This window comes from Staphylococcus sp. 231237_7MaSpsaltlick, from assembly GCF_043107035.1.
Map to the genome: position 1 here is coordinate 184,461 of NZ_JBICNX010000009.1, position 22,080 is coordinate 206,540.

The window sequence follows — 22,080 nt, forward strand, 5'->3', positions numbered from 1 at the left end:
GGTGAATCGACGTGGAAAACTTCGACAAAGTAAAAGATATCATTGTTGACCGTTTAGGTGTTGACGCTGAAAAAGTTACTAAAGATGCATCTTTTAAAGATGATTTAGGCGCTGACTCACTAGATATCGCTGAATTAGTAATGGAATTAGAAGACGAATTTGGTACTGAAATTCCAGATGAAGAAGCTGAAAAAATCAACACAGTTGGTGACGCGGTTAACTTTATCAATAGTATTCAAAAATAATAAGCAAATATCTGAGTCGTAGTAAACACGGCTCAGATTTTTTTGTTTGAAAAACATCTATAATTAAAGCATAGATTGTTTTAACAAATATTAACATGAATTGGTTACATGCTAGTTGTAAAGCCTAATAAACTTGTATATGACAAATAGTTTTTTCTTTAGTTTTATTGAACTTTCACGTAGAATAAAAGCGTGTACAGTATTTTTAGCACATAGCTGTTTTTATCTGAGGAGGAAAGAGATTGACCAATCATAAAAAGAAAGAAATGGTTAAAGCATTCCAAAAAAAGTTTGCCCAAAAAATGCAGGAATTAGATTTGAATTTTAATCAAGTTGATTTATATCAACAGGCATTTTCGCATTCTAGTTTTATAAATGATTTTAATATGGATCGCTTAGATCATAACGAAAGATTAGAATTTTTAGGAGATGCGGTATTAGAATTGACGGTTTCACGCTATTTATTTGATAAATATCCAGAATTGCCTGAAGGTAATTTAACAAAAATGCGTGCAACAATTGTATGTGAGCCATCACTTGTAATATTTGCGAAAAAAATTCAATTGAATGAATTAATTTTATTAGGAAAAGGCGAAGAAAAAACAGGGGGCAGAACGCGTCCCTCACTAGTTTCCGACGCCTTTGAAGCGTTTGTAGGTGCACTATATTTAGATCAAGGTCTAGAGTCAGTTTGGAAATTCTCTGAAAAGATTATATTCCCTTATGTGGAAGATGATGAATTAGATGGCGTCGTAGACTTTAAAACACAATTTCAAGAGTTTGTACACAGACAGAACCAAGGTGATGTAACTTACCGACTCATCAATGAAGAAGGACCAGCACACCATCGATTGTTTACTTCAGAAGTTATTTTAGAAGATAAAGCTGTAGCAGAAGGAAAAGGAAAAACTAAAAAAGAATCAGAGCAAAAAGCTGCTGAACTAGCATACAAAAAATTAAAAAATAATCAAACGTAATAAATGCGTTTTACTATAAGTAGCACATTGATAGAATTAAATCCAAGTAATGGTATTTATTAAGAAAAGTATTAATTTAAAGGTTAATGTAAAAGTGTTTCTGTAATGTTACAAGACAGGAAGCATCTTGAAGGAGAATAGCATGGTTTATTTAAAATCTATAGATGCCTTTGGTTTTAAATCTTTTGCCGAGCATACAAACGTTCAGTTTGATGAAGGCGTAACAGCGATAGTTGGACCAAACGGTAGTGGAAAAAGTAATATCACTGACGCAATAAAATGGGTATTAGGTGAGCAGTCAGCTAAATCTTTACGTGGGGCAAAAATGGAAGATATCATTTTTTCAGGTGCAGAACATCGTAAAGCTCAGAATTATGCAGAAGTAAAATTAAAGCTAGATAATAGTGCAGGTAAATTACAAGTAGAAGCTTCTGAGTTAACAGTGACTCGTCGTTTATATAGAAATGGCGAAAGTGAATATTACCTAAACAATGATAAGGCAAGATTAAAAGATATTCTGGACTTATTTTTAGATTCAGGTTTAGGTAAAGAAGCGTTTAGTATCATTTCACAAGGCCGTGTAGATGAAATATTAAATGCTAAACCTATCGATAGAAGACAAATTTTAGAAGAGTCTGCGGGCGTGTTGAAATATAAAAAGAGGAAAGCGACTTCAGTACAAAAATTAGATCAAACTGAAGATAATCTTTCACGAGTAGAAGACATCTTATATGACTTAGAAGGTCGTGTTGAACCGTTAAGAGAAGAGGCAGCAATTGCCAAAGAGTATAAGCACCTTTCAAAGGAAATGGAAAAAAGCGATGTACTAGTAACAGTCCATGATATTGAACAGTATAATAATAATATTCATGAACTTGACGAAAAGTTAAATTATTTAAAAAGTCAGCAATCAACAAAAGATGGTGAAAAAGTACAACATACACAATCACTAAATAGGTTTAAAGCTGAAAGACAACAGTTGGATGAGCGTATCGAAGCTTTAAATTACCAACTCGTAAAAGCTACAGAAGAAGTTGAAAAATACACGGGTCAATTAAACGTGTTAGAAGAACGTAAAAAGAATCAATCTAAAACAAACGCACGGTTTGAAGAAGAACAAGAGAGCCTTGTGAATCAAACTGCTACATTAAAACAAGAAAAATCTGCAGCACAAACAGAGATAGATCGGCTTAAATCACAACAAAAAGAATTAAACGAAAAAATACAATATTTTGAATCTCAACTTTATGTATCAGATGATCAACATGATGAAAAGTTAGAGGCAATTAAAGACGAATATTATCAATTGATGTCTGAACAATCAGATGTAAATAATGATATACGCTTTTTAGAGCACACAATACAAGAAAACGAATCTAAACAATCACGCTTAGATTCAAGATTAGTAGAAGCTTTTGAACAATTGAAACAAATCCAACACGACATCAACGAAGCTGAAAAAAATAGTACAAAGGCACGGAAAGAATTAAAAAAAGCAGAGCAACAGCTTAATGAATATGAACGCAAATTAACAGAACTCAAACAACAACGTAGTGAATATGAAGAGAAACTACATCAGGCTTATCGTTTTAATGAAAAGCTTAAATCTCGTATAGATAGTGCTGCGACACAACAAGAAGAATATAGTTATTTCTTTAACGGAGTTAAACATATATTGAAAGCACAACATAATCAGTTAACAGGAATTCGTGGCGCGGTAGCAGAAGTTATCCAAGTACCTTCAGATTTAACTAAAGCCATTGAAACGGCGTTAGGTGCTTCTTTACAACACGTTATTGTTGAATCTGAAAAAGAAGGACGACAAGCGATCCAATACCTTAAACAACACGGTTTAGGTAGAGCAACATTCTTACCGTTAAATGTTATTCAACCACGTCAAATTGCTAATGATATATTGGCAATAGCCCAAGATACGGAAGGTTTTGTTAATATCGCATCACGAGCAATTCAAGTTGAAGCGGATTATCAAAACGTAGTACAAAATTTATTAGGTAATACAATTATTGTCGATGAATTAAAAAATGCTAATGAACTTGCTCGAAAAATAAAATACCGCACACGTATTGTTACGTTAGATGGTGATATAGTTAACCCTGGGGGCTCTATGACTGGTGGCGGTGATCGTAAATCGAAAAGTATTTTAGCACAAAAAGATGAACTTGCTAGAATGCGCGCACAATTAGCAGATTATCAAAAGCAAACAGTTCAATTTGAGAAACAATTCCAAGAAATTAAAGAAAATACGGACCGTATTAGCGAGAGCTATTTCGAAACAAGTCAAATTTATAATTCTGCGAAACAAAAAGTGCACGATTATGAATTAGAGTTGGATAGACTACGTAAAAATGAAGCACACCTAAAAGATGAACATGAAGAATTTGAATTCGAAAAAAATGACGGGTATCAAAGTGAAACGAGTAAACAAACCTTAAATGATAAAAAGCAAAAATTGGCTGAGATTAAAGCGCAATTACAAAAATTAGAAGAAGATATTGATCTTTATACAAAATTATCTAAAGAAGGTAAAGAAAGTACCACTCAAATCCAGCAACAATTACACCAAAAGCAGTCAGATTTAGCAGTAGTGAAAGAAAGACTGAGTGCACAAAAGCAAACCTTCACAAGAATTACTAAACAACTCTCGACGGTTGTCAGTCAACAAGAAAAATTAGATGACCAAATTAAGTTATTTAACTCAGATGAAATGACTGGTGAAAAAGCTTTTGAGACAATTCAAAGTAATATTGAGCAAAGTAAAGAAGCTAAAGCCCAATTAGCACAAGAAATTGAAGAAGTGAAATCGCGTAGACTAGAATTAAATGATAAAATTGAAGAAACAGATCAAATGTTACAAGAAGCAAATCAAGACATTTTATCTATCGAAAATCGCTACCAAGATATTAAAGCGGAGCAATCACGTTTAGATGTACTAATTAATTATGCAATTAACCACTTAAATGATACTTATCATATGACGTATGAACGTGCTAGCGAGTTATATGAATTAAATGATGACATTGAAGCGTTACGTAAAAAAGTTAAGTTAACAAAAATGTCTATTGAAGAATTAGGACATGTTAATTTAAATGCGATTGAACAATTTGAGGAAGTCAACACACGTTATACATTTTTAGATGAGCAGCGTGCTGATTTAAGGGCAGCTAAAGCAACATTAGAACAACTTATAGAAGAAATGGATCAAGAAGTAAAAGATCGCTTTAAAGAAACTTTCCATGCTGTTCAAGGTCATTTTGCTGAAGTGTTTAAATCACTTTTTGGTGGTGGGCAAGCAGAACTACGTTTAACAGATGATGATTACCTATCTGCAGGGGTAGATATTATTGTTCAACCTCCAGGCAAAAAACTGCAACACTTATCTTTATTAAGTGGTGGAGAACGTGCACTAAGTGCAATTGCTCTATTATTTGCAATATTAAAAGTAAGGTCAGCACCATTTGTTATATTAGATGAAGTAGAAGCTGCATTGGACGAAGCAAATGTTATTAGATATGCACAATATCTTAAAGCTTTATCAGACCAAACACAATTTATTGTGATTACTCACCGTAAAGGGACGATGGAATTTTCAGACCGATTATATGGTGTAACAATGCAAGAATCTGGTGTATCCAAATTAGTGAGTGTTAATTTAAATACGATTGATGAAGTTATTAAGGAGGAACAAGCATGAGCTTTTTCAAACGATTAAAGGATAAATTTTCCAGTACCTCAGAAGAACCAAAGCAACAAGAAGATTTAGAACAATTATCTGAGGACTCTCAAAAGGAAATAGATGAGCCTCAAGATGAACAACCAGCTAAAAAGCCAAAAAAATTAAAAGAAGCAGATTTTGATGATGATGGCCTAATATCTATAGAAGACTTTGAAGAAATCGAAGCACAGCAATTAGGTGCGAAATTCAGAGCAGGATTAGAAAAATCTCGTGAAAACTTCCAAGCCCAACTTAACAATTTAATTGCGCGTTATCGTAAAGTGGATGAAGAATTTTTCGAAGCTCTAGAAGAAATGCTTATTACAGCTGACGTTGGATTTAACACGGTAATGCAATTAGTTGAAGAATTGCGTGAAGAAGCGCAACGTCGTAATATTTCAGAAACAGAAGATTTGCGTGAAGTTATTGTAGAAAAAATAGTAGAAATTTATCACCAAAATGATGATAATTCAGAAGTGATGAATATAGAAAATGAAGGTCTTAATGTCATATTAATGGTAGGTGTTAATGGTGTTGGTAAAACAACAACAATTGGTAAATTAGCCCACCGTTACCAAGCAGAAGGTAAGAAAGTAATGTTAGCCGCAGGAGATACATTTAGAGCAGGGGCGATTCAACAACTTAAAGTTTGGGGAGAACGCGTCGGAGTTGAAGTAATGAGTCAAAGTGAAGGCTCAGACCCAGCTGCAGTAATGTATGATGCAATTAATGCTGCGAAAAGTAAGGATGTAGACATTCTTATTTGTGATACTGCAGGACGTTTACAAAACAAATCTAATTTAATGAACGAATTAGAAAAAGTCAAACGTGTTATAGGCCGCGCTGTTCCCGAAGCGCCTCATGAAGTATTACTGTGCTTAGATGCAACTACAGGTCAAAACGCGTTATCACAAGCGAAATCATTTAAAGAAGTTACTAATGTGACGGGTATTGTACTTACGAAACTAGATGGTACTGCTAAAGGTGGTATTGTGTTAGCGATACGTAATGAATTACACATACCAGTGAAATATGTAGGTTTAGGTGAAAAATTAGATGATTTACAACCATTCAATCCGGAAAGTTATGTTTATGGATTATTTGCTGATATGATTGAACAAAATGTAGATGAAAATGAAGCACCAAATGAAAACATAGAAGAAACTGAAGGTCAGTCAGATGACTCAAAATGATTTAATTAAAACGATTCGTATGAATTATTTGTTTGACTTTTATCAAGCGTTACTCACTCAGAAGCAAAGGAATTATCTAGAATTATTCTATTTGCAGGACTATTCTTTGAGTGAGATAGCTGATACATTTGATGTGAGTCGACAAGCAGTGTATGATAACATAAGAAGAACTGGCGATTTAGTAGAAGATTATGAAACGAAATTAGGTTTATACCGTAATTTTGAACAAAGACAAAAATTATATGAACAAATTAAACAGCATGTTAATGATCCAGAAAAAATACAACAATATATTCAAGCACTAGAAGATTTAGATTAGAGAACATAAAGGAGGTATTTGATATGGCATTTGAAGGATTGTCCGATCGTTTGCAAGGAACGATGCAAAAAATCCGTGGTAAAGGTAAAGTCACTGAAGCTGATATTAAATTAATGATGCGTGAAGTTAGATTAGCATTATTAGAAGCAGACGTTAACTTTAAAGTCGTTAAGGATTTTATCAAAACTGTATCAGATAGAGCACTAGGTTCAGATGTAATGAAATCATTAACACCTGGGCAACAAGTAATTAAAATAGTGCAAGAAGAACTGACTCAATTAATGGGCGGGGAAAATGCAACCATTACAATGGCTAATAAGCCACCAACAGTAGTAATGATGGTTGGTTTACAAGGTGCAGGTAAAACAACAACTGCTGGTAAATTAGCACTACTAATGCGTAAAAAATATAATAAAAAACCAATGCTTGTTGCAGCAGATATATACCGTCCAGCTGCAATTGATCAATTACAAACTGTAGGTAAACAAATTGATATACCTGTATACAGTGAAGGCGATCAAGTAAAACCACAACAAATAGTTGAGAATGCTATTAATCATGCTAAAGAAGAACATTTAGATTTTGTAATTATTGATACTGCAGGCCGTTTACATGTCGATGAAGCCTTAATGGAAGAATTGACAGACGTCAAAGAAATTACAAAACCAAATGAAATTATGCTTGTTGTTGATGCAATGACGGGTCAAGATGCTGTCAATGTAGCACAATCATTCGATGACCAGCTTGACGTTTCAGGCGTCACATTGACAAAACTAGATGGAGATACTCGTGGTGGTGCTGCATTATCCATTAGATCTGTTACTCAAAAACCAATTAAATTTGTAGGTATGAGTGAAAAACTCGATGGTCTAGAGCCATTTCACCCTGAACGTATGGCTTCTCGTATCCTTGGAATGGGCGATGTCTTAAGTTTAATTGAAAAAGCACAACAAGATGTTGATGAAGATAAAGCGAAAGATTTAGAGAAAAAAATGCGTACTTCATCTTTCACATTAGAAGACTTCTTAGAACAATTAGATCAAGTTAAAAATCTAGGACCGCTTGATGATATTATGAAAATGATACCAGGCATGAACAAGATGAAAGGCATGGATAAATTGAATATGGACGAAAAACAAATCGATCATATTAAGGCAATTATTCAGTCTATGACACCGAGTGAACGTAATGAACCTGAGACATTAAATGTTTCTCGTAAAAAACGTATCGCTAAAGGTTCTGGACGTTCAGTTCAAGAAATAAATAGGTTAATGAAACAATTTAATGATATGAAGAAAATGATGAAACAATTTTCCGGTGGCGGAAAAGGTAAAAAAGGTAAACGTAAGCAAATGGAAAATATGATGAATGGTATGAACTTACCATTTTAAAATAGGCTTCTTAAAAAGATTAATCTAACAATAGTTTAAAAAGTAGTAATCCACATCGAAAGCGTGGATTACTACTTTTTTACTGGTTTTAGAACGTAGACAAAGCATAGGTGAATTGTCACTTATGCTTTGTTTATTTATATTTGTATAGTTATTTTTAAAATAGCAGGAATCTTACAGACCAAAGTTGGCTCTTTTATCAATTGATTTATTCAACATAATAAATATCAACACTGTTTAATTTATATATTATAATCTTTTTAGTATAATATTGGCAGTGATTTGGTCCGAGTCCTGTGGGAATATTAATAGCCGAAGCTACAGGATAAGGCAACGCCCGCGGAAAGCGTGTACAAAAATTGCCAATAAAGTCTGAGGCTTTGTCGATGGTATGGAACTCCTGTGATTACGGCGATTTTGCTTATAAAAACGTTTTTTGAGGATAAGACACCGATAAATAATTATTAATGAATACCGATATTTTCCCTAAATGTTTTACCTTCATATTCAGTTCGGTATAAACCACGCTTTTGTAATTCAGGTACAATATCATCGACGAAATCTTGTAAACTATCTGGAAATACTGGAGGCATTAAGTTAAAACCATCTGCAACACCTTCATTAAACCAATGTTCCATTTCATCCACAATATCTTTTGGCGTCCCAATAAGTGTTAAATGCCCACCACCTGCACTTAAATAACCTAATAATTCTCGCAATGTTGGATTTTTATCTTTAATAATTTCTAACACAGTTTGATAGCGCCCTTTAGGTCCGTTAAAAGATTCGACGGGTGGTAAAGGTGGTACAAGTTCATCCAATTCCCAATTATGGCAATCTTGTTGGATAAAAAACTCTAATTGATTTAAAGCTGTATCAACTTCTAAAGATTCATCGAGTTGTTGCTTTTTTGCGTAAGCTTCTTCATACGATTGTCCAACATACGTTACTAATCCAGGGAATACTTTCAAACTATTTTCAGACTTTTCTTGTTGTTTTAATTTTTGATTTAATTTCTTTTTAAAAGCATAAGCTTGATTAAAATTCCAAGCTACAGCATATACTGCATCTGCGTATTTAGTTGCCAGTGCAATACCAGGATCTGAAGCACCGGCTTGCATAGCAATCGGTTTTCCTTGAGGGCTGCTTGGTGTTGTTAAAGGTCCTTGAACGTTAAAATACGCTCCTTGATGATTGATAGGGCTGATTGCAGATTCGTTAATTAAACTATTATCTTCTTTATTATGCAGAAAGTTATCGACACTCCAAGATTCAAGTAATCGATTCATCACTTGAGCGAATTCATCTGCTTTTTTATAGCGTTCTTCGTGTTCAGGTAAATGATCCATACTATGGTTTGCAGCTTCCAAATCTGTCATTGACGTTACTAAGTTCCAACCAGCACGACCTTGACTAATATGGTCAATACTCAGTAATTGTCTAGCAGCTGTAAAAGGGTTGGCAAATGTACTAGATATAGTAGCTACTAGACCGACATGTTCAGTAACTTGTGATATCGCAGCTAAATTCACTAAAGGATCAAACCAAAATGCAGGCATATCACTTTTAGAATTAGCTGGAAACGATTGATTGTCAGCAAAAAATATAGCATCAAACAAGCCTTGTTCTGCGATTTTTGCTAATGATTGATAATATGTAATATCACCAATACGTTCAACGCTTGAATCGGGCATACGCCACGCGGCTTGGTGATGGCCGCATCCATAGATGAGTACGCCGATGTTTAGATGTTGTGTTTGTGTCATAAAATAATTTAATCCTCCTTATTAATTCATTGTTAAGCCACCATCGACTGTGAAATTCTGACCTGTAATGCCGTTTGATTGGTCTGACACGAGATATGCAACCATATTAGCAACATCTTGTGGTGCAGTGACCTTTTTAATAGGTGTTGTTTGAGCAATTAAATCAAAGACTTCAGTTGTTGTAGTTGCGCTTGCATCGGTAGTTTTTAACAAACCACCTGATACTACATTTGATGTGATACCATATTGTCCTAATTCAGCAGCTAAATTACGTGAAAAGCCAATTAATCCAGCTTTAGCGGTTGTATATTCATGATAAGGGACGACTGGGTTTTGGAATAAATTCGTGCCAATTGAGATAATATTACCTTTTTGTCTTTGAATGAATTGAGGTATAACACTTTGACACACGTTGAAAGCAGCTTTTAATGTACCGTCAATTTGTTGCTGGTAATCATCCCACGAAAGATCTGCAAATGCTTTTTGTTGAACAGGATCAAATTTAAACCCAACTAGTGCATTATTAATTACAACATCAACTTGGCCAAAATATTGTGTAGCTTCATTAACTAAGCTGTCAATTTCATTTCGTTTTGTCACATCTGCTTGTATAGCGATTGCTTGTCGAGTTCCAATCTCATCAACAAGCCTTTGTGCGGCATCTTCACTATTATGATAGTTTATGACAACGTTATGTCCTTTTTGAGCTAACGTTTTTACGATAGTTGCACCTAATCCACGGCTGCTTCCAGTTACTATTACTGTTTTGTTCATTATACACACTCCTTAATTTTTCAATAAAAAAATACACAACCCTTCTGAAAGAAAGTTGTGTATTAGAAATATCAACATATGTATGAAATTGTTTCAAAAAACTTTTGAAATATGCTAAACTACACACTTTCCTCCGCTAGTTTAAACTAGATCAGGTTCAAAGGGTTTGAGTTAGACTCATCTCAGTTAGAAACACCCCTAGTGCATTTATTATTTAATTTAATTTCAATGTATATTTTTTAGTGAATAATGTCAAGTTTAGGTTAATTTAAGATTCTTAAATGACCATAATTTAAGCTAAGAAACGAAATTTGCGTAATATTGAAATTGGTAAAGAAGAAACTCTTTACAAAGTTGATTATTACTGTTATTATTATTTCTTGTAGAAAATAAAAACTATGAAAATTAAAGGAGCGAATATAAATGGCAGTTAAATTACGTTTAACACGTTTAGGTTCAAAAAGAAATCCATTCTATCGTATCGTAGCAGCTGATGCTCGTGCACCACGTGACGGTCGTAATATCGAACAAATCGGTACTTACAACCCTAACAATGTAAATGCACCAGAAGTTAAAATTGACGAAGAATTAGCACTTAAATGGTTAAAAGATGGTGCGAAACCAACTGATACAGTTCACAACATTTTATCAAGAGAAGGTATCTTGAAAAAATTTGATGATCAAAAATAATTTTTAACCTAATATACACTCTGTATATTTGTAAGAGTACCTTAATAGGTACTCTTTTTTTATTGAGAAATATTAAATATAGTTAAGGAAATATAAAATAGCACATGTCATGGAACCTTCATTTTTTAAATGTAATGAAACACAGAAATCGAGATTACATGTTATAATAAGCTAATAAAATAACGCATATACATAATCAAAATTAAATGAAATAGCCAAATTATTATGGAGGAACATATATGAAAGTTGAAGTAGGCAAGATTGTAAATACACATGGAATAAAAGGTGAAGTGAAGGTGAAATCTAATTCAGATTTTACTGATATACGTTTTCAACCGGGTGAAATCGTTGAGATAGAACGTAAAAATAAAGAATCAATAACATTTACGATTTCGTCTTATAGAATGCATAAAGGACTTCATATGTTAACATTTGAAGGAATCAATAACATTAATGATATTGAACATTTAAAAGGAGAAACGTTAGTTCAAGAACGTGATCATGAAGAAATAGAATTAGGAGAACATGAATTTTATTATTCAGACATTATTGGTTGTACGGTCTTTGATGAAGAAGATACTCCAATTGGTCGCGTGATAGAAATTTTTGAAACAGGTGCCAATGATGTTTGGGTGGTTAAAGGAGATAAAGAATATTTAATACCTTATATTGCAGATGTTGTTAAAGAGATTGATGTCGAAGGTAGACTTATTAAAATCTCCCCAATGGAAGGATTGCTAGATTAATGAAGATTGATTATTTAACTTTATTTCCAGATATGTTTAATGGCGTGTTAAATCATTCTATTTTGAAACGTGCTCAAGAAAAAGATATGTTAGAAGTCAATACAGTAGATTTTAGGCATTTTGCAGAAAATAAACATAACCAAGTAGATGATTATCCTTTTGGTGGTGGGCAAGGGATGGTATTAAAGCCAGAGCCTATATTTAATGCAATGGATAGTATCGATAAGACAGCTGATACAAGGGTAATATTAATGTGTCCTCAGGGACGTCCATTTAATCAAGCAATTGCTAATGAACTTAGCCAAGCAGAACATATCGTTTTTATTTGTGGTCATTATGAAGGTTATGATGAAAGAATTCGCGAAAACTTAGTGACCGATGAGATTTCCATGGGAGATTATGTATTGACTGGTGGAGAACTACCAGCAATGGTAATGACGGATGCAATTGTTAGGTTACTACCTGGTGTATTAGGTAACCAACAATCACATGAAGATGATTCATTTCAAGATGGTTTGCTAGAATTCCCTCAATATACAAGACCTCGTGAATATAAAGGGATGGGCGTGCCAGATGTATTGTTGTCAGGTAATCATGCAAATATAGAAAAGTGGCGTCATGAACAGAAAATTATCAGAACTTGGACGAAGCGACCAGATCTTTTAAATAGCGTCACTATGTCACAAGAAGACAAAGAGATTATAGAAAGATATAAAAAGCAATTGAAAAAAGACTAACTATGTGCTAACATATTTTAAGTGTGCGACACACGAAAATCACTATGATCCGCTGCTATATTTTGTCGAGGCAAGAACATAGGTTGAAGGAGAGAAAAATAATGAGTAATCACAAATTAATCGAAGCAGTAACTCAATCGCAATTACGCACAGACTTACCTTCATTCCGTCCAGGTGACACTTTAAAAGTGCACGTACGTATTATTGAAGGTACACGTGAACGTATCCAAGTATTCGAAGGTGTAGTAATCAAACGCCGTGGTGGAGGTATTTCAGAAACTTTCACTGTACGTAAGATTTCTTCTGGTGTAGGTGTGGAACGTACATTCCCATTACACACACCAAAAATCGAAAAAATTGAAGTTTCACGTCGTGGTAAAGTTCGTCGTGCTAAATTATATTACCTACGTGAATTACGTGGTAAAGCTGCTAGAATTAAAGAAATTCGTTAATCAGCATAATAAGCATAAAAAAGCGGTCCTCTTTATGAGGATCGCTTTTTTGTTTACTAATATAATAAAAAGCTATGGCTAGATATTGTAGATGAAATTCGTTTGTTTAAAGAGGGATAGTTAACGTTTTGAGAATTAAGGATAAGTATAGGTACCTAATGATTTTGATTGTGCTTAATGAATACATAGCACAACATACAAAGATCATACAAAGCTCAAATCAAACTACTAAACGTCTTATGCCCTGAAACCTCTAAATAGCTCCAAATAGCCCATAATACACATTAAAGCTGCGTCTAGTATAGCGAGGTAAATGAGCGTTATTTGAATATAGGTATACCAAGGTGAATTTCTTCTTAAGTATATTGACACATTTTAATGATATTTTCTATTTACTTATGTTATCTTTGGACTTATTTCTTAACCACCATAAAAAGATAATACTAAAAATTACACCGAAAACAGATAACGTTATTAAGGGTAGGGCGTGTGGTGGTTTATATTTTAAAGTAATCTTTTCTTGACCTTTTTCAGTAGAAATTACTGTCATAATACCGTTACCCTGTTTGACAGGTAATTCTTGTTTGCCCGAATAAGCTTTCATGCCATTACGATAAGCCATAGGGAGTACAATGTACCCTTTATCTTCTTTACTTTTAGTTACTGTATAGCCTGTACGTTCTTGAGATACTTTTACTGGATTTAAAGATTTTGTTGCGTTACGTAAAGTTTGATAATCTTCTCCATAAATACCTTTGATATTAAATCGATAATTTCCTTTAGATAATTGGATATTTAAATCTTTATTTGCGTTAACACGCATGGTTACTGGTGTAACAAACCGTCTATACTTGTAAGTCAATTCATTGCGTTGTTGGCTGTACTCGTTAACACGAACTTCATGAGCTTTATCAGGTGAGAGTAACTCTACATCCATCTCAATATACATATCTTCATACTTATCAGCAATAGATTTAGGTAAATGATAACTTATGCCGCCGTTGTCTTTAGAAACAATTAAATGATTGCCTTCATTTCTGTGAGCGTCGGTTAATGTTGACGTCGCTTCTGTTAATAAATTTTTATTAGCTTTGAATGTTTGATTGGATGAAGTGCTACTATCATTCAATACAACACCTTGTAACATGGCTTGTTCTCTATCTAATGGCGATTTAAGGTCTTTGGAATCAAAAACTTTATCCGTGATATGTGCACTTGGATAAGCTATTTGATTTGTAGAATGTAAAAATGATTCTTCTTTAGAATGGTCAACAGTGCTTTTGTGTTTAAATCCATAGGGAATATTTAAATCATTTGGACGCCGTATGCGATCTTGTACATTCCATAAAGCCATTAAATTAGCGCGATTAGATAATAAACGATAAGTGCTATTTTTATCAGTATGCATATTAATTTGTAATGTTTTATCATAATATTTTAAAATGTCACCATCAAATATGCTTGAATATAAGGCAGTGCCATCAAAATGATAGAGCATCGGTGAATTCAAACCGTATTGTGACATGTAATCAATTCTATTTAAAGGGTCGTCATCATGTTGTTGATTGATTGTATCTATTTTTTTAGCTAATGCAGGACTTTTGTAGTCTGCCTCATGCATAGCTGAAACAGTAGATTCATAGTTTTTAACATTATTAAAGTGATTGTTAGATAATATAAATGCTTGCTGCACAATAAACAAGCATAAGATGACAAATATGACCCAGCGTTGTTGCAATAAATCTTTCTTAAATAATATGAATGCTATAAAAAGCATAAGTATTAAGCATATAAGCATCCATGATATTTTTTGGTCAGTCACAATAAGTGCCATAATCCCCATAATTACTAAAACAGGTACACAAGAAATGACATAAGATTTTAGACTTAACTCTGCAAGATGCTGAATAAATAATGCAATCAGCCCTGACGTTGTTAATGCAAAAATATAAACCCATCTGCGCTCTGGTGTAGAAAATCCATTAAACATACTATCGAAATAAGGCGTTAATGAACCTATTAACATAATCCATGTTGCAATTGCAAAAAATCTATAGTAATAGTGCTTGTAAAGTTTAAAAGATAATAAAGCGATGATGGCAATCATTGATACGGTAATGTAAAAGCCGTTGCTAAAAAAGTTTTTTTGGCGAGCAAAGTCTGTAAGGATGTTTATACTAAAATGCGGATTGCTTACTCTATCATTATTGAGAAATGAAGATACACCAGTATAAAATCCCCAAACACCAATTAACGTGCTTAATATGACTGAAACAGGTATTATCCATAACTGCTGCTTACGTGAAACGATATCTCTTGGATGTGGAAATATAAAACGATAAATTACATAAGCTAATATCGCAATCGCTTCATAGTAACTAAAGTAAAAATTTGAGAAAAGGGTTAATGCAATTGCAAAAATAAATAGGCCTAATTTTTTCTCTCTATAAAAACGTTCAATACCTAACAGTGACAAGGGGAGAAAAATAAGTAAATCCCCGTAGTATGACCACGTAAAATTAAAGTATATAACTGTTGTAGATGCACCGTAGAGTAATGCAGCCAAAAATATTGTATAACTTTTAAAATTTAAATATTTAAAGAAATAAAAAGTTATAACAAAAGTTGCTACACCTTTAATAAAGGCAACGATTAACTGGTTGCTGGCCCAAAATGTAATTTGACTAGGATTACTATTAAATATCGTTTCCGATACCCACACAAATATAAAATTAATATATGTAAATGGTGAAGTTGAATAGTAATAAGATAAATCTTTTACAAAATCTCCTCCAAGCCCAAATGAGTGGTCATATGTACTTTTAAATTGACTAAAATGTTCATATAAGTACATTTGAAAAGGCATCATTTGCCTGTAACCATCACCCGACCCGCTAAAAACAACCCCATGGATTAAGTAGCGATAAATATATGGGGCGAATGTAAGAAGAGCGACAAAAACACCCATAGTAATGATACAAAGCAATCTTGTTGTTTTATTGGACCAAATCTTACGAAACATGGTTATACCTCATCTCTAACAAACTCCTTTTATATAATGATTTATTTATTTTTTATTTTTTTACGAATTAACCATGTAATTGTAGATAATATAAATATGGAGGAAATAATTATCATGGTATACCAATATTTAGGACGATATTTAATCATTATTTGACGTGTGTCTTTGTTTACAGAAACACCAGTCATCATATAATTCACTTTAAATGGTTTTACCTTTTTACCATCAATATAGGCAGTCATGCCATCACGATACGGAATATTAATAGAAGCGATTCCATTTTGATGTGAAGATAAGTTGACTTTAACACCGTTTTTAATATTGCGATAATGACCTATATTAGTTTTTGAGCCATGGGCCCCTTGTAATTTTTGATAATTTTCACCATGTAAACTTTTAATGTCTAATTGATAATTTCCAGATGGACTAAGGTTGATATTTATATTGCCTTGTGCATCTGGTTGTGTTTTGTAAAGTTGTGTATCTACGCCTGTTCGATATGTAGAATTATTAAATAAACGATGATTTGCATAGTCATTTATATTCACAGTAAAATTACTGTCCGGATAACCGCGTTTTACTTTTAAAGTTAAATAAAAATCACTAAAACGTTCTCTTAGATGTTCTGGGATGTGTAATTGGATTCGACTGTTATCGTTATTAAGATGTATATGTTGTCCGTTCATCTGTTTAATATTTTTATAAGATATTTGAGTCTGATTTAATAAATTTTGGGCAGTATCGGTATATTTTTGTCCTTTACCATTGACTACTACGCCATCAATCATGGCGTGTTCTCTATCAATAGGTTTATTAATAGCGTTTGAATCATAAACCCGATTTGTTACACGTACAGATGGAAGGTTCAATGTATTTTCATAAATTTGATATTGTCCTTCTGTTTTTACTTTTTTGAAAAAAGCAGGTACGTTATTTTGGTAATCTTTAAGCATTAAAAATTGGACTGAAAATAAGCTGTTAATATTTTGACGTGCATTTGTGGATTGATATCTACTGACTGATTCTTCTTGCATATTAATTTTTAGCGCATCATAGTAGTAATCTAAAATATTATGGTCAAAAATGCTTGAATAGATACTCATACCTTTGAAATGCTGATACATAGGTGTATTATCTTGTTCATTAACACGCCAATCAATACGTTCATCCTCTGATTTATGATGCGTCATTTGTGACACTAATTGTCGTTGGAGCGGAGTATTAAATAGACTAGCATTAATATAATCTTTATTAGCACGCTCAACATGATCTTCGAAGTAAATTTGATTACGGATAAAGACAAATGAAATTAGTAAATTGAGAATCATAATAGAAATAATGAATAAATATGTTAGCTTAACGCGTGATTTGGCATGATTGACTAAAAGTATAAGGAAACCAATCGTACTTACAATAGGTGTAAACCATAACCAAGATACAAAGTCACTATAGTACCATGCACTGATAAATAGATAACTTAATGCAACAATAGAAGAAAAGACATAATTTTTTAATGATAGTGTTCGGAAATATTTGATATAGAAACTAATTAAAACAGCAGCGTTTAATGAAATAAGATAATGCCATCTTTTTTGAGGCGCCGAAAATCCATTAAATATTTGATCAATAAATGGAATGAAACTTGCAACAATAGAAATAAAGGTTAATAAGGCAAATAATTTAAAATAGTAGTGTTTATATAATTTGAACGATAATAACGCTTGTAAAGTAATAAAAGATAAAACAATTAAATAGTTATCATAAAAAATATTAGTATTTTGGTTGAAATGTTCAAATAAATCTACTTTACTATCAAAAGGTGTACGTCTATTGTTAATGAAACCTTGTACAGCATGGAAAAAAACAAACAAACTACAGCCTAATGCAACAAAAGATGTTAAAGCTAATGACCAAAACGCTTTGAATCTAGGAACTAAATCATTTTTGTGTCGGAATAAGACCCTAACTGATAAATATAAAATACCGGTTAATAATTGGTAATATGCAAAATAAAAATTATTAATAAGTGAAATAGCCACAATTAGGATAAACCAACCTATTTTTCCGCTTTTGAGAAAACGTTCTATAGACCATAACAATAACGGTAACCATATAAATATGTCGCTAAAAAATGGCCAGTAGACTGTGAATCTAAAGTAAAGCGGGGATACAACAAAAATAAAGGCGGCAAGTATAGCAATATTGCGATTAAATGAAATATAACGCACAAATATAAATGTTCCTAGCATGGCAATAGCTGATTTAATGATTGATATAATCAAGGCATTCGTCGTCCAAAACATCACATCTGAGGTGTTCAAAGGAATAAAGGTTTTAAGTAGTACAATGACCACTACATTGAAAATAAAAATAATGTTAGTGGAAAAATAGTAGCTTAAATCAGTGAAAAAATCTCCCCCTAAACCAAAATCAGATGCGTAAAACCAATTCCCCTTACTCCAATTGTCAAACAAGTACATTTGAATTGGGATCATCTGTTCAATCCCATCATTAGGACCAGTAAACAACACACCATCATAAATGTATCTATAAATAACATAACTATGACCAATAATTGCCAATATAATAAATAAACAGAGGTACAATAATTTACGTTTCATAGGTAATCTCCTATATATGTATTCAATATAATTCTATTGTAACGATTTTTTGCAAATTTAGTTTAAAAAGACTATATATATTATGTGAAATTAATCTTTTTAGGATATATATCTTAATTTTCTCAAAAAATAAGATATAAATAAAACATTAACTAATTAACATATATCTAAAGTCCAATTACGAAACATCAGTGTTTATATATTAAATAATGGTGTAAAATTGAAGGTGTTAAATAAGCCTTGCCATTATTTTGTTTATCAAGCACTATATAGCGTGTTATGATTTTAAAGTCAAAGCAACGTGCAAGTATAATTATATATTTAATTTAATAAAAATTTGAAATTAGTAATAATAGAAAGGTGATATTGATATGGTAATACAATGGTATCCAGGCCACATGGCTAAAGCAAAAAGAGAAGTATCAGAACAATTAAAAAAAGTCGATGTCGTATTTGAATTAGTAGACGCCAGAATTCCGTATAGTTCTAGAAACCCGATGATTGACGAAGTGATACAACAAAAACCACGTGTAGTTATTTTAAATAAGAAAGATATGGCAAACTTAAAAGAATTAGAAAAGTGGGAATCATTTTTTAAAGATAAAGGTTATTACCCTGTGGCAATTGACGCGAAACATGGTAAAGGATTAAAACAAGTAGAACAAACTGCTATTAAAGCTACCAAAGAAAAATTTGAAAAAGAAAAACAAAAAGGGCTAAAGCCTAGAGCGATTAGAGCTATGATTGTCGGCATACCTAATGTAGGGAAATCAACGTTAATCAATAAATTAGCTAATAAATCTATTGCCAAAACAGGTAATACGCCGGGTGTAACTAAACAACAACAATGGATAAAGGTAGGGAATTCATTACAATTGTTAGATACTCCAGGAATTTTATGGCCCAAATTCGAAGATCAACTTGTTGGAAAGAAACTAAGTGTTACTGGAGCAATAAAAGATAGCATCGTTCATTTAGATGAAGTAGCTATTTACGCTTTAGATTTCATGAAAGCACATGATTATGAAGGATTAAAACAACACTATAAAATTGATGTCTCTATAGATGCAGAGAACATAGAATGGTTTGATGCTATTGGACGTAGACGTGGTTTGTTGCGTCGAGGTAATGAAATAGATTATGAAGCGGTAATCGATCTGATTATTCATGAAGTTAGAAATGCCAAAGTTGGTACGTACACGTTTGATATCATCAATGAAATGGACGTGTAGACATATATGAAACAAACGATTGAAGAAGTAAAAAAAACGTTACAAACAATACAATCTTTAGACGAGCTTAATGCACACATGTTTATGGGGGATGAACGTAAAGGCGTGCAAAACGCTATTACGCAAAGGCGTAATCAATTAAAAAAAGAGCAGTTATTACTAAAAAATTATGAGGAAATGTCAGAGTTTGAAGCCGCATTGTTAGCACAAAATAACAATGCGTTTATTTGCGGTATCGATGAAGTTGGGCGTGGCCCGTTGGCTGGACCAGTTGTAACCTGTGCAGTGATTTTAAATGAAAATCACCATTTTACTGGTTTAAATGACTCAAAGAAATTGTCTGCAAAGCAAAGACAAGGTATTGAGGAACAACTATTAAACGATGTCCTTGCATATGCATATGGTTATGCAACAGTGGAAGAGATAGATCGTTTTAATATTTATGAAGCTACAAAAATAGCAATGTTAAGAGCGATTGAAGCTTTATCAATACGCCCAACACACTTACTTGTGGATGCGATGACTCTAGACACAGATATCCCACAAACATCGTTAATTAAAGGAGATGCCAGAAGTGTATCAATTGCTGCAGCAAGCGTGTTAGCGAAGGAACATAGAGATAAATATATGCGTGAATTAGCCGAGAAATATCCTGGATACGGTTTCGAAAAAAACGCTGGTTATGGCACTCAGCAACATTTAGATGGTATTAAACAATTTGGTATCATACCTGAACACAGGAAAACATTTGAACCAATTAAATCGCTCACAAATTAATAGTTAAAATGAAATAATTGAAATAAGTAGAATAAATGAGTTTACAATAGCGCTTTCATTTCTTATAATTGATTATGAACTTAACCTAAGAAACAGGAGGATGGAGAATGAATATCCACGAGTATCAAGGTAAAGCAATATTTCGTTCTATGGGCGTTGCTGTCCCAGAAGGACGCGTAGCGTATACTGCTGAAGAAGCGGTTGAAAAGGCAAAAGAATTAGATTCCAAAGTTTATGTGGTAAAAGCACAGATTCATGCAGGGGGTAGAGGTAAAGCTGGCGGTGTGAAAATTGCAAAATCACTATCCGAAGTGGAAACTTATGCAAATGAATTGTTAGGTAAGACGCTTGTCACGCATCAAACTGGGCCTGAAGGTAAAGAAGTTAAACGCCTTTACATAGAAGAAGGCTGCGATATTCAAAAAGAATATTATGTTGGTTTTGTAATTGATCGTGCAACAGATAGAGTTACTTTAATGGCTTCAGAAGAAGGCGGTACAGAAATTGAAGAAGTAGCTGCTGAAACACCTGAAAAAATATTCAAAGAAACAATTGATCCTGTTGTCGGGTTAGCGCCATATCAAGCGAGAAGAATCGCATTCAACATTAATATTCCAAAAGAATCAATTAATAAAGCGGCTAAATTTTTAGTATCATTATATAATGTATTCATTGAAAAAGATTGTTCTATCGTTGAAATCAACCCACTTGTAACTACAGGCGAAGGTGAAGTCTTAGCTTTAGATGCAAAAGTTAACTTTGATGATAATGCATTATTTAAACATAAAGATATTCAAGAATTACGTGATTTAGAAGAAGAAGATCCAAAAGAAATCGAAGCATCTAAATATGATTTATCATATATTGCATTAGATGGTGATATCGGTTGTATGGTAAATGGTGCTGGTTTAGCGATGGCTACTATGGATACAATTAATCACTTCGGTGGAAATCCGGCTAACTTCCTTGACGTAGGGGGCGGCGCAACTAAAGAAAAAGTTACTGAAGCATTTAAAATCATTTTAGGTGATGAACATGTTAAAGGTATCTTTGTAAATATCTTTGGCGGTATTATGAAGTGTGACATCATTGCAGAAGGTATAGTTGCCGCAGTTAAAGAAGTAGAACTTACGTTACCACTTGTTGTACGCTTAGAAGGTACAAACGTTGAAAGAGGTAAAGAAATCCTTAAAGAATCTGGATTAGCAATTGAACCAGCAGCTACAATGGCTGAAGGTGCACAAAAAATCGTAAAACTTGTTAAAGAAGCATAAGGAAAGGATGGGAGCACGAAGATGAGCGTATTTATTGATAAGAATACAAAAGTAATTGTACAAGGTATCACAGGGTCAACTGCCCTTTTCCATACAAAACAAATGCTTGAATATGGTACACAAATTGTTGC

The 22,080-nt window shown here is 33.1% G+C and carries 17 protein-coding genes, 1 pseudogene and 1 riboswitch; of the genes and pseudogenes, 14 read left to right on the top strand and 4 right to left on the bottom strand.

Going from position 1 to position 22,080, the window contains the following annotated elements; genetic code table 11:
* Positions 1-11 precede the first annotated feature (11 nt).
* From ACF91D_RS18210 to ffh, 6 genes are all read left to right on the top strand, one after another.
* Positions 12-245 (top strand): acyl carrier protein, encoded by a 234-nt coding sequence (locus ACF91D_RS18210; RefSeq protein ID WP_017724267.1) that lies wholly within the window; start codon positions 12-14, stop codon positions 243-245.
* Positions 246-511: 266 nt separating this feature from the next.
* Positions 512-1,222 (top strand): ribonuclease III, encoded by a 711-nt coding sequence (gene rnc, locus ACF91D_RS18215; RefSeq protein WP_369966987.1) that lies wholly within the window; start codon positions 512-514, stop codon positions 1,220-1,222.
* Between the two features lie 142 nt (positions 1,223-1,364).
* Positions 1,365-4,934, top strand: coding sequence for a chromosome segregation protein SMC (gene smc, locus ACF91D_RS18220; RefSeq protein ID WP_069793412.1), 3,570 nt, complete (start codon positions 1,365-1,367; stop codon positions 4,932-4,934).
* Positions 4,931-6,148, top strand: a complete 1,218-nt coding sequence (ftsY, locus tag ACF91D_RS18225; protein WP_039066789.1) for a signal recognition particle-docking protein FtsY — start codon at positions 4,931-4,933, stop codon at positions 6,146-6,148. The genes smc and ftsY overlap by 4 nt, the downstream gene beginning before the upstream one ends.
* The gene (locus tag ACF91D_RS18230) at positions 6,135-6,467 is read left to right on the top strand and encodes a putative DNA-binding protein (RefSeq protein ID WP_039066788.1); all 333 of its coding nucleotides are present in this window, start codon (positions 6,135-6,137) and stop codon (positions 6,465-6,467) included. The genes ftsY and ACF91D_RS18230 overlap by 14 nt, the downstream gene beginning before the upstream one ends.
* A 23-nt stretch (positions 6,468-6,490) precedes the next feature.
* Complete coding sequence (gene ffh / locus ACF91D_RS18235; protein WP_039066787.1) at positions 6,491-7,858, top strand: signal recognition particle protein; 1,368 nt, start codon at positions 6,491-6,493, stop codon at positions 7,856-7,858.
* A 464-nt stretch (positions 7,859-8,322) separates the two neighbouring features.
* On the opposite strand, the gene ACF91D_RS18240 is transcribed toward ffh, so the two are convergent.
* Together ACF91D_RS18240 and ACF91D_RS18245 are read right to left on the bottom strand one after the other, a co-directional pair.
* Positions 8,323-9,624, bottom strand: a complete 1,302-nt coding sequence (locus ACF91D_RS18240) for an LLM class flavin-dependent oxidoreductase (RefSeq protein ID WP_069793413.1) — start codon at positions 9,622-9,624, stop codon at positions 8,323-8,325.
* Between the two features lie 21 nt (positions 9,625-9,645).
* Complete coding sequence (locus tag ACF91D_RS18245) at positions 9,646-10,398, bottom strand: 3-oxoacyl-ACP reductase (RefSeq protein WP_039066784.1); 753 nt, start codon at positions 10,396-10,398, stop codon at positions 9,646-9,648.
* A gap of 111 nt (positions 10,399-10,509) precedes the next feature.
* A riboswitch (TPP riboswitch) is annotated at positions 10,510-10,608 on the bottom strand.
* Positions 10,609-10,821: 213 nt separating this feature from the next.
* On the opposite strand from ACF91D_RS18245, the gene rpsP reads away from it, so the two are divergent.
* The 4 genes from rpsP to rplS all read left to right on the top strand — a co-directional run bounded on the left by rpsP (position 10,822) and on the right by rplS (position 13,023).
* A complete protein-coding gene (gene rpsP, locus ACF91D_RS18250) occupies positions 10,822-11,088 on the top strand; it encodes a 30S ribosomal protein S16 (RefSeq protein ID WP_029377488.1) in 267 nt (88 codons plus the stop codon).
* A 239-nt stretch (positions 11,089-11,327) separates the two neighbouring features.
* Positions 11,328-11,834, top strand: a complete 507-nt coding sequence (gene rimM, locus ACF91D_RS18255; protein WP_069793414.1) for a ribosome maturation factor RimM — start codon at positions 11,328-11,330, stop codon at positions 11,832-11,834.
* Positions 11,834-12,571, top strand: coding sequence for a tRNA (guanosine(37)-N1)-methyltransferase TrmD (gene trmD / locus ACF91D_RS18260; protein WP_039066780.1), 738 nt, complete (start codon positions 11,834-11,836; stop codon positions 12,569-12,571). Before rimM ends, trmD begins: the two co-directional genes overlap by 1 nt.
* A 101-nt stretch (positions 12,572-12,672) precedes the next feature.
* A complete protein-coding gene (gene rplS / locus ACF91D_RS18265) occupies positions 12,673-13,023 on the top strand; it encodes a 50S ribosomal protein L19 (protein ID WP_011303276.1) in 351 nt (116 codons plus the stop codon).
* Positions 13,024-13,411: 388 nt separating this feature from the next.
* Here the strand turns inward: rplS and ACF91D_RS18270 are convergent, their stop codons facing one another.
* Together ACF91D_RS18270 and ACF91D_RS18275 are read right to left on the bottom strand one after the other, a co-directional pair.
* The gene (locus ACF91D_RS18270; RefSeq protein ID WP_327620635.1) at positions 13,412-16,045 is read right to left on the bottom strand and encodes a YfhO family protein; all 2,634 of its coding nucleotides are present in this window, start codon (positions 16,043-16,045) and stop codon (positions 13,412-13,414) included.
* A gap of 41 nt (positions 16,046-16,086) precedes the next feature.
* On the bottom strand, positions 16,087-18,666 hold the full coding sequence (locus ACF91D_RS18275) for a YfhO family protein (protein ID WP_327620634.1): 2,580 nt from the start codon (positions 18,664-18,666) through the stop codon (positions 16,087-16,089).
* Positions 18,667-19,037: 371 nt separating this feature from the next.
* Between ACF91D_RS18275 and ylqF the strand changes: the two genes are divergently transcribed.
* The 4 genes and pseudogenes from ylqF to ACF91D_RS18295 form a co-directional block, all read left to right on the top strand.
* Positions 19,038-19,898, top strand: a complete 861-nt coding sequence (ylqF, locus tag ACF91D_RS18280) for a ribosome biogenesis GTPase YlqF (protein WP_039066774.1) — start codon at positions 19,038-19,040, stop codon at positions 19,896-19,898.
* A gap of 6 nt (positions 19,899-19,904) precedes the next feature.
* On the top strand, positions 19,905-20,675 hold the full coding sequence (locus ACF91D_RS18285; protein ID WP_039066773.1) for a ribonuclease HII: 771 nt from the start codon (positions 19,905-19,907) through the stop codon (positions 20,673-20,675).
* Between the two features lie 107 nt (positions 20,676-20,782).
* On the top strand, positions 20,783-21,949 hold the full coding sequence (gene sucC, locus ACF91D_RS18290; protein WP_039066772.1) for an ADP-forming succinate--CoA ligase subunit beta: 1,167 nt from the start codon (positions 20,783-20,785) through the stop codon (positions 21,947-21,949).
* Positions 21,950-21,970: 21 nt separating this feature from the next.
* Positions 21,971-22,080: pseudogene (locus ACF91D_RS18295) on the top strand (succinate--CoA ligase subunit alpha); the annotation flags it as partial.

What these genes read in the sequence shown, in the direction of transcription:
- rnc (WP_369966987.1), top strand. Translation starts at nt 512, where the DNA reads ATGGTTAAAGCATTCCAAAAAAAGTTTGCCCAAAAAATGCAGGAATTA.
- smc (WP_069793412.1), top strand. Translation starts at nt 1,365, where the DNA reads ATGGTTTATTTAAAATCTATAGATGCCTTTGGTTTTAAATCTTTTGCC.
- ftsY (WP_039066789.1), top strand. Translation starts at nt 4,931, where the DNA reads ATGAGCTTTTTCAAACGATTAAAGGATAAATTTTCCAGTACCTCAGAA.
- ACF91D_RS18230 (WP_039066788.1), top strand. Translation starts at nt 6,135, where the DNA reads ATGACTCAAAATGATTTAATTAAAACGATTCGTATGAATTATTTGTTT.
- ffh (WP_039066787.1), top strand. Translation starts at nt 6,491, where the DNA reads ATGGCATTTGAAGGATTGTCCGATCGTTTGCAAGGAACGATGCAAAAA.
- ACF91D_RS18240 (WP_069793413.1), bottom strand. Translation starts at nt 9,624, where the DNA reads ATGACACAAACACAACATCTAAACATCGGCGTACTCATCTATGGATGC.
- ACF91D_RS18245 (WP_039066784.1), bottom strand. Translation starts at nt 10,398, where the DNA reads ATGAACAAAACAGTAATAGTAACTGGAAGCAGCCGTGGATTAGGTGCA.
- rpsP (WP_029377488.1), top strand. Translation starts at nt 10,822, where the DNA reads ATGGCAGTTAAATTACGTTTAACACGTTTAGGTTCAAAAAGAAATCCA.
- rimM (WP_069793414.1), top strand. Translation starts at nt 11,328, where the DNA reads ATGAAAGTTGAAGTAGGCAAGATTGTAAATACACATGGAATAAAAGGT.
- trmD (WP_039066780.1), top strand. Translation starts at nt 11,834, where the DNA reads ATGAAGATTGATTATTTAACTTTATTTCCAGATATGTTTAATGGCGTG.
- rplS (WP_011303276.1), top strand. Translation starts at nt 12,673, where the DNA reads ATGAGTAATCACAAATTAATCGAAGCAGTAACTCAATCGCAATTACGC.
- ACF91D_RS18270 (WP_327620635.1), bottom strand. Translation starts at nt 16,045, where the DNA reads ATGTTTCGTAAGATTTGGTCCAATAAAACAACAAGATTGCTTTGTATC.
- ACF91D_RS18275 (WP_327620634.1), bottom strand. Translation starts at nt 18,666, where the DNA reads ATGAAACGTAAATTATTGTACCTCTGTTTATTTATTATATTGGCAATT.
- ylqF (WP_039066774.1), top strand. Translation starts at nt 19,038, where the DNA reads ATGGTAATACAATGGTATCCAGGCCACATGGCTAAAGCAAAAAGAGAA.
- ACF91D_RS18285 (WP_039066773.1), top strand. Translation starts at nt 19,905, where the DNA reads ATGAAACAAACGATTGAAGAAGTAAAAAAAACGTTACAAACAATACAA.
- sucC (WP_039066772.1), top strand. Translation starts at nt 20,783, where the DNA reads ATGAATATCCACGAGTATCAAGGTAAAGCAATATTTCGTTCTATGGGC.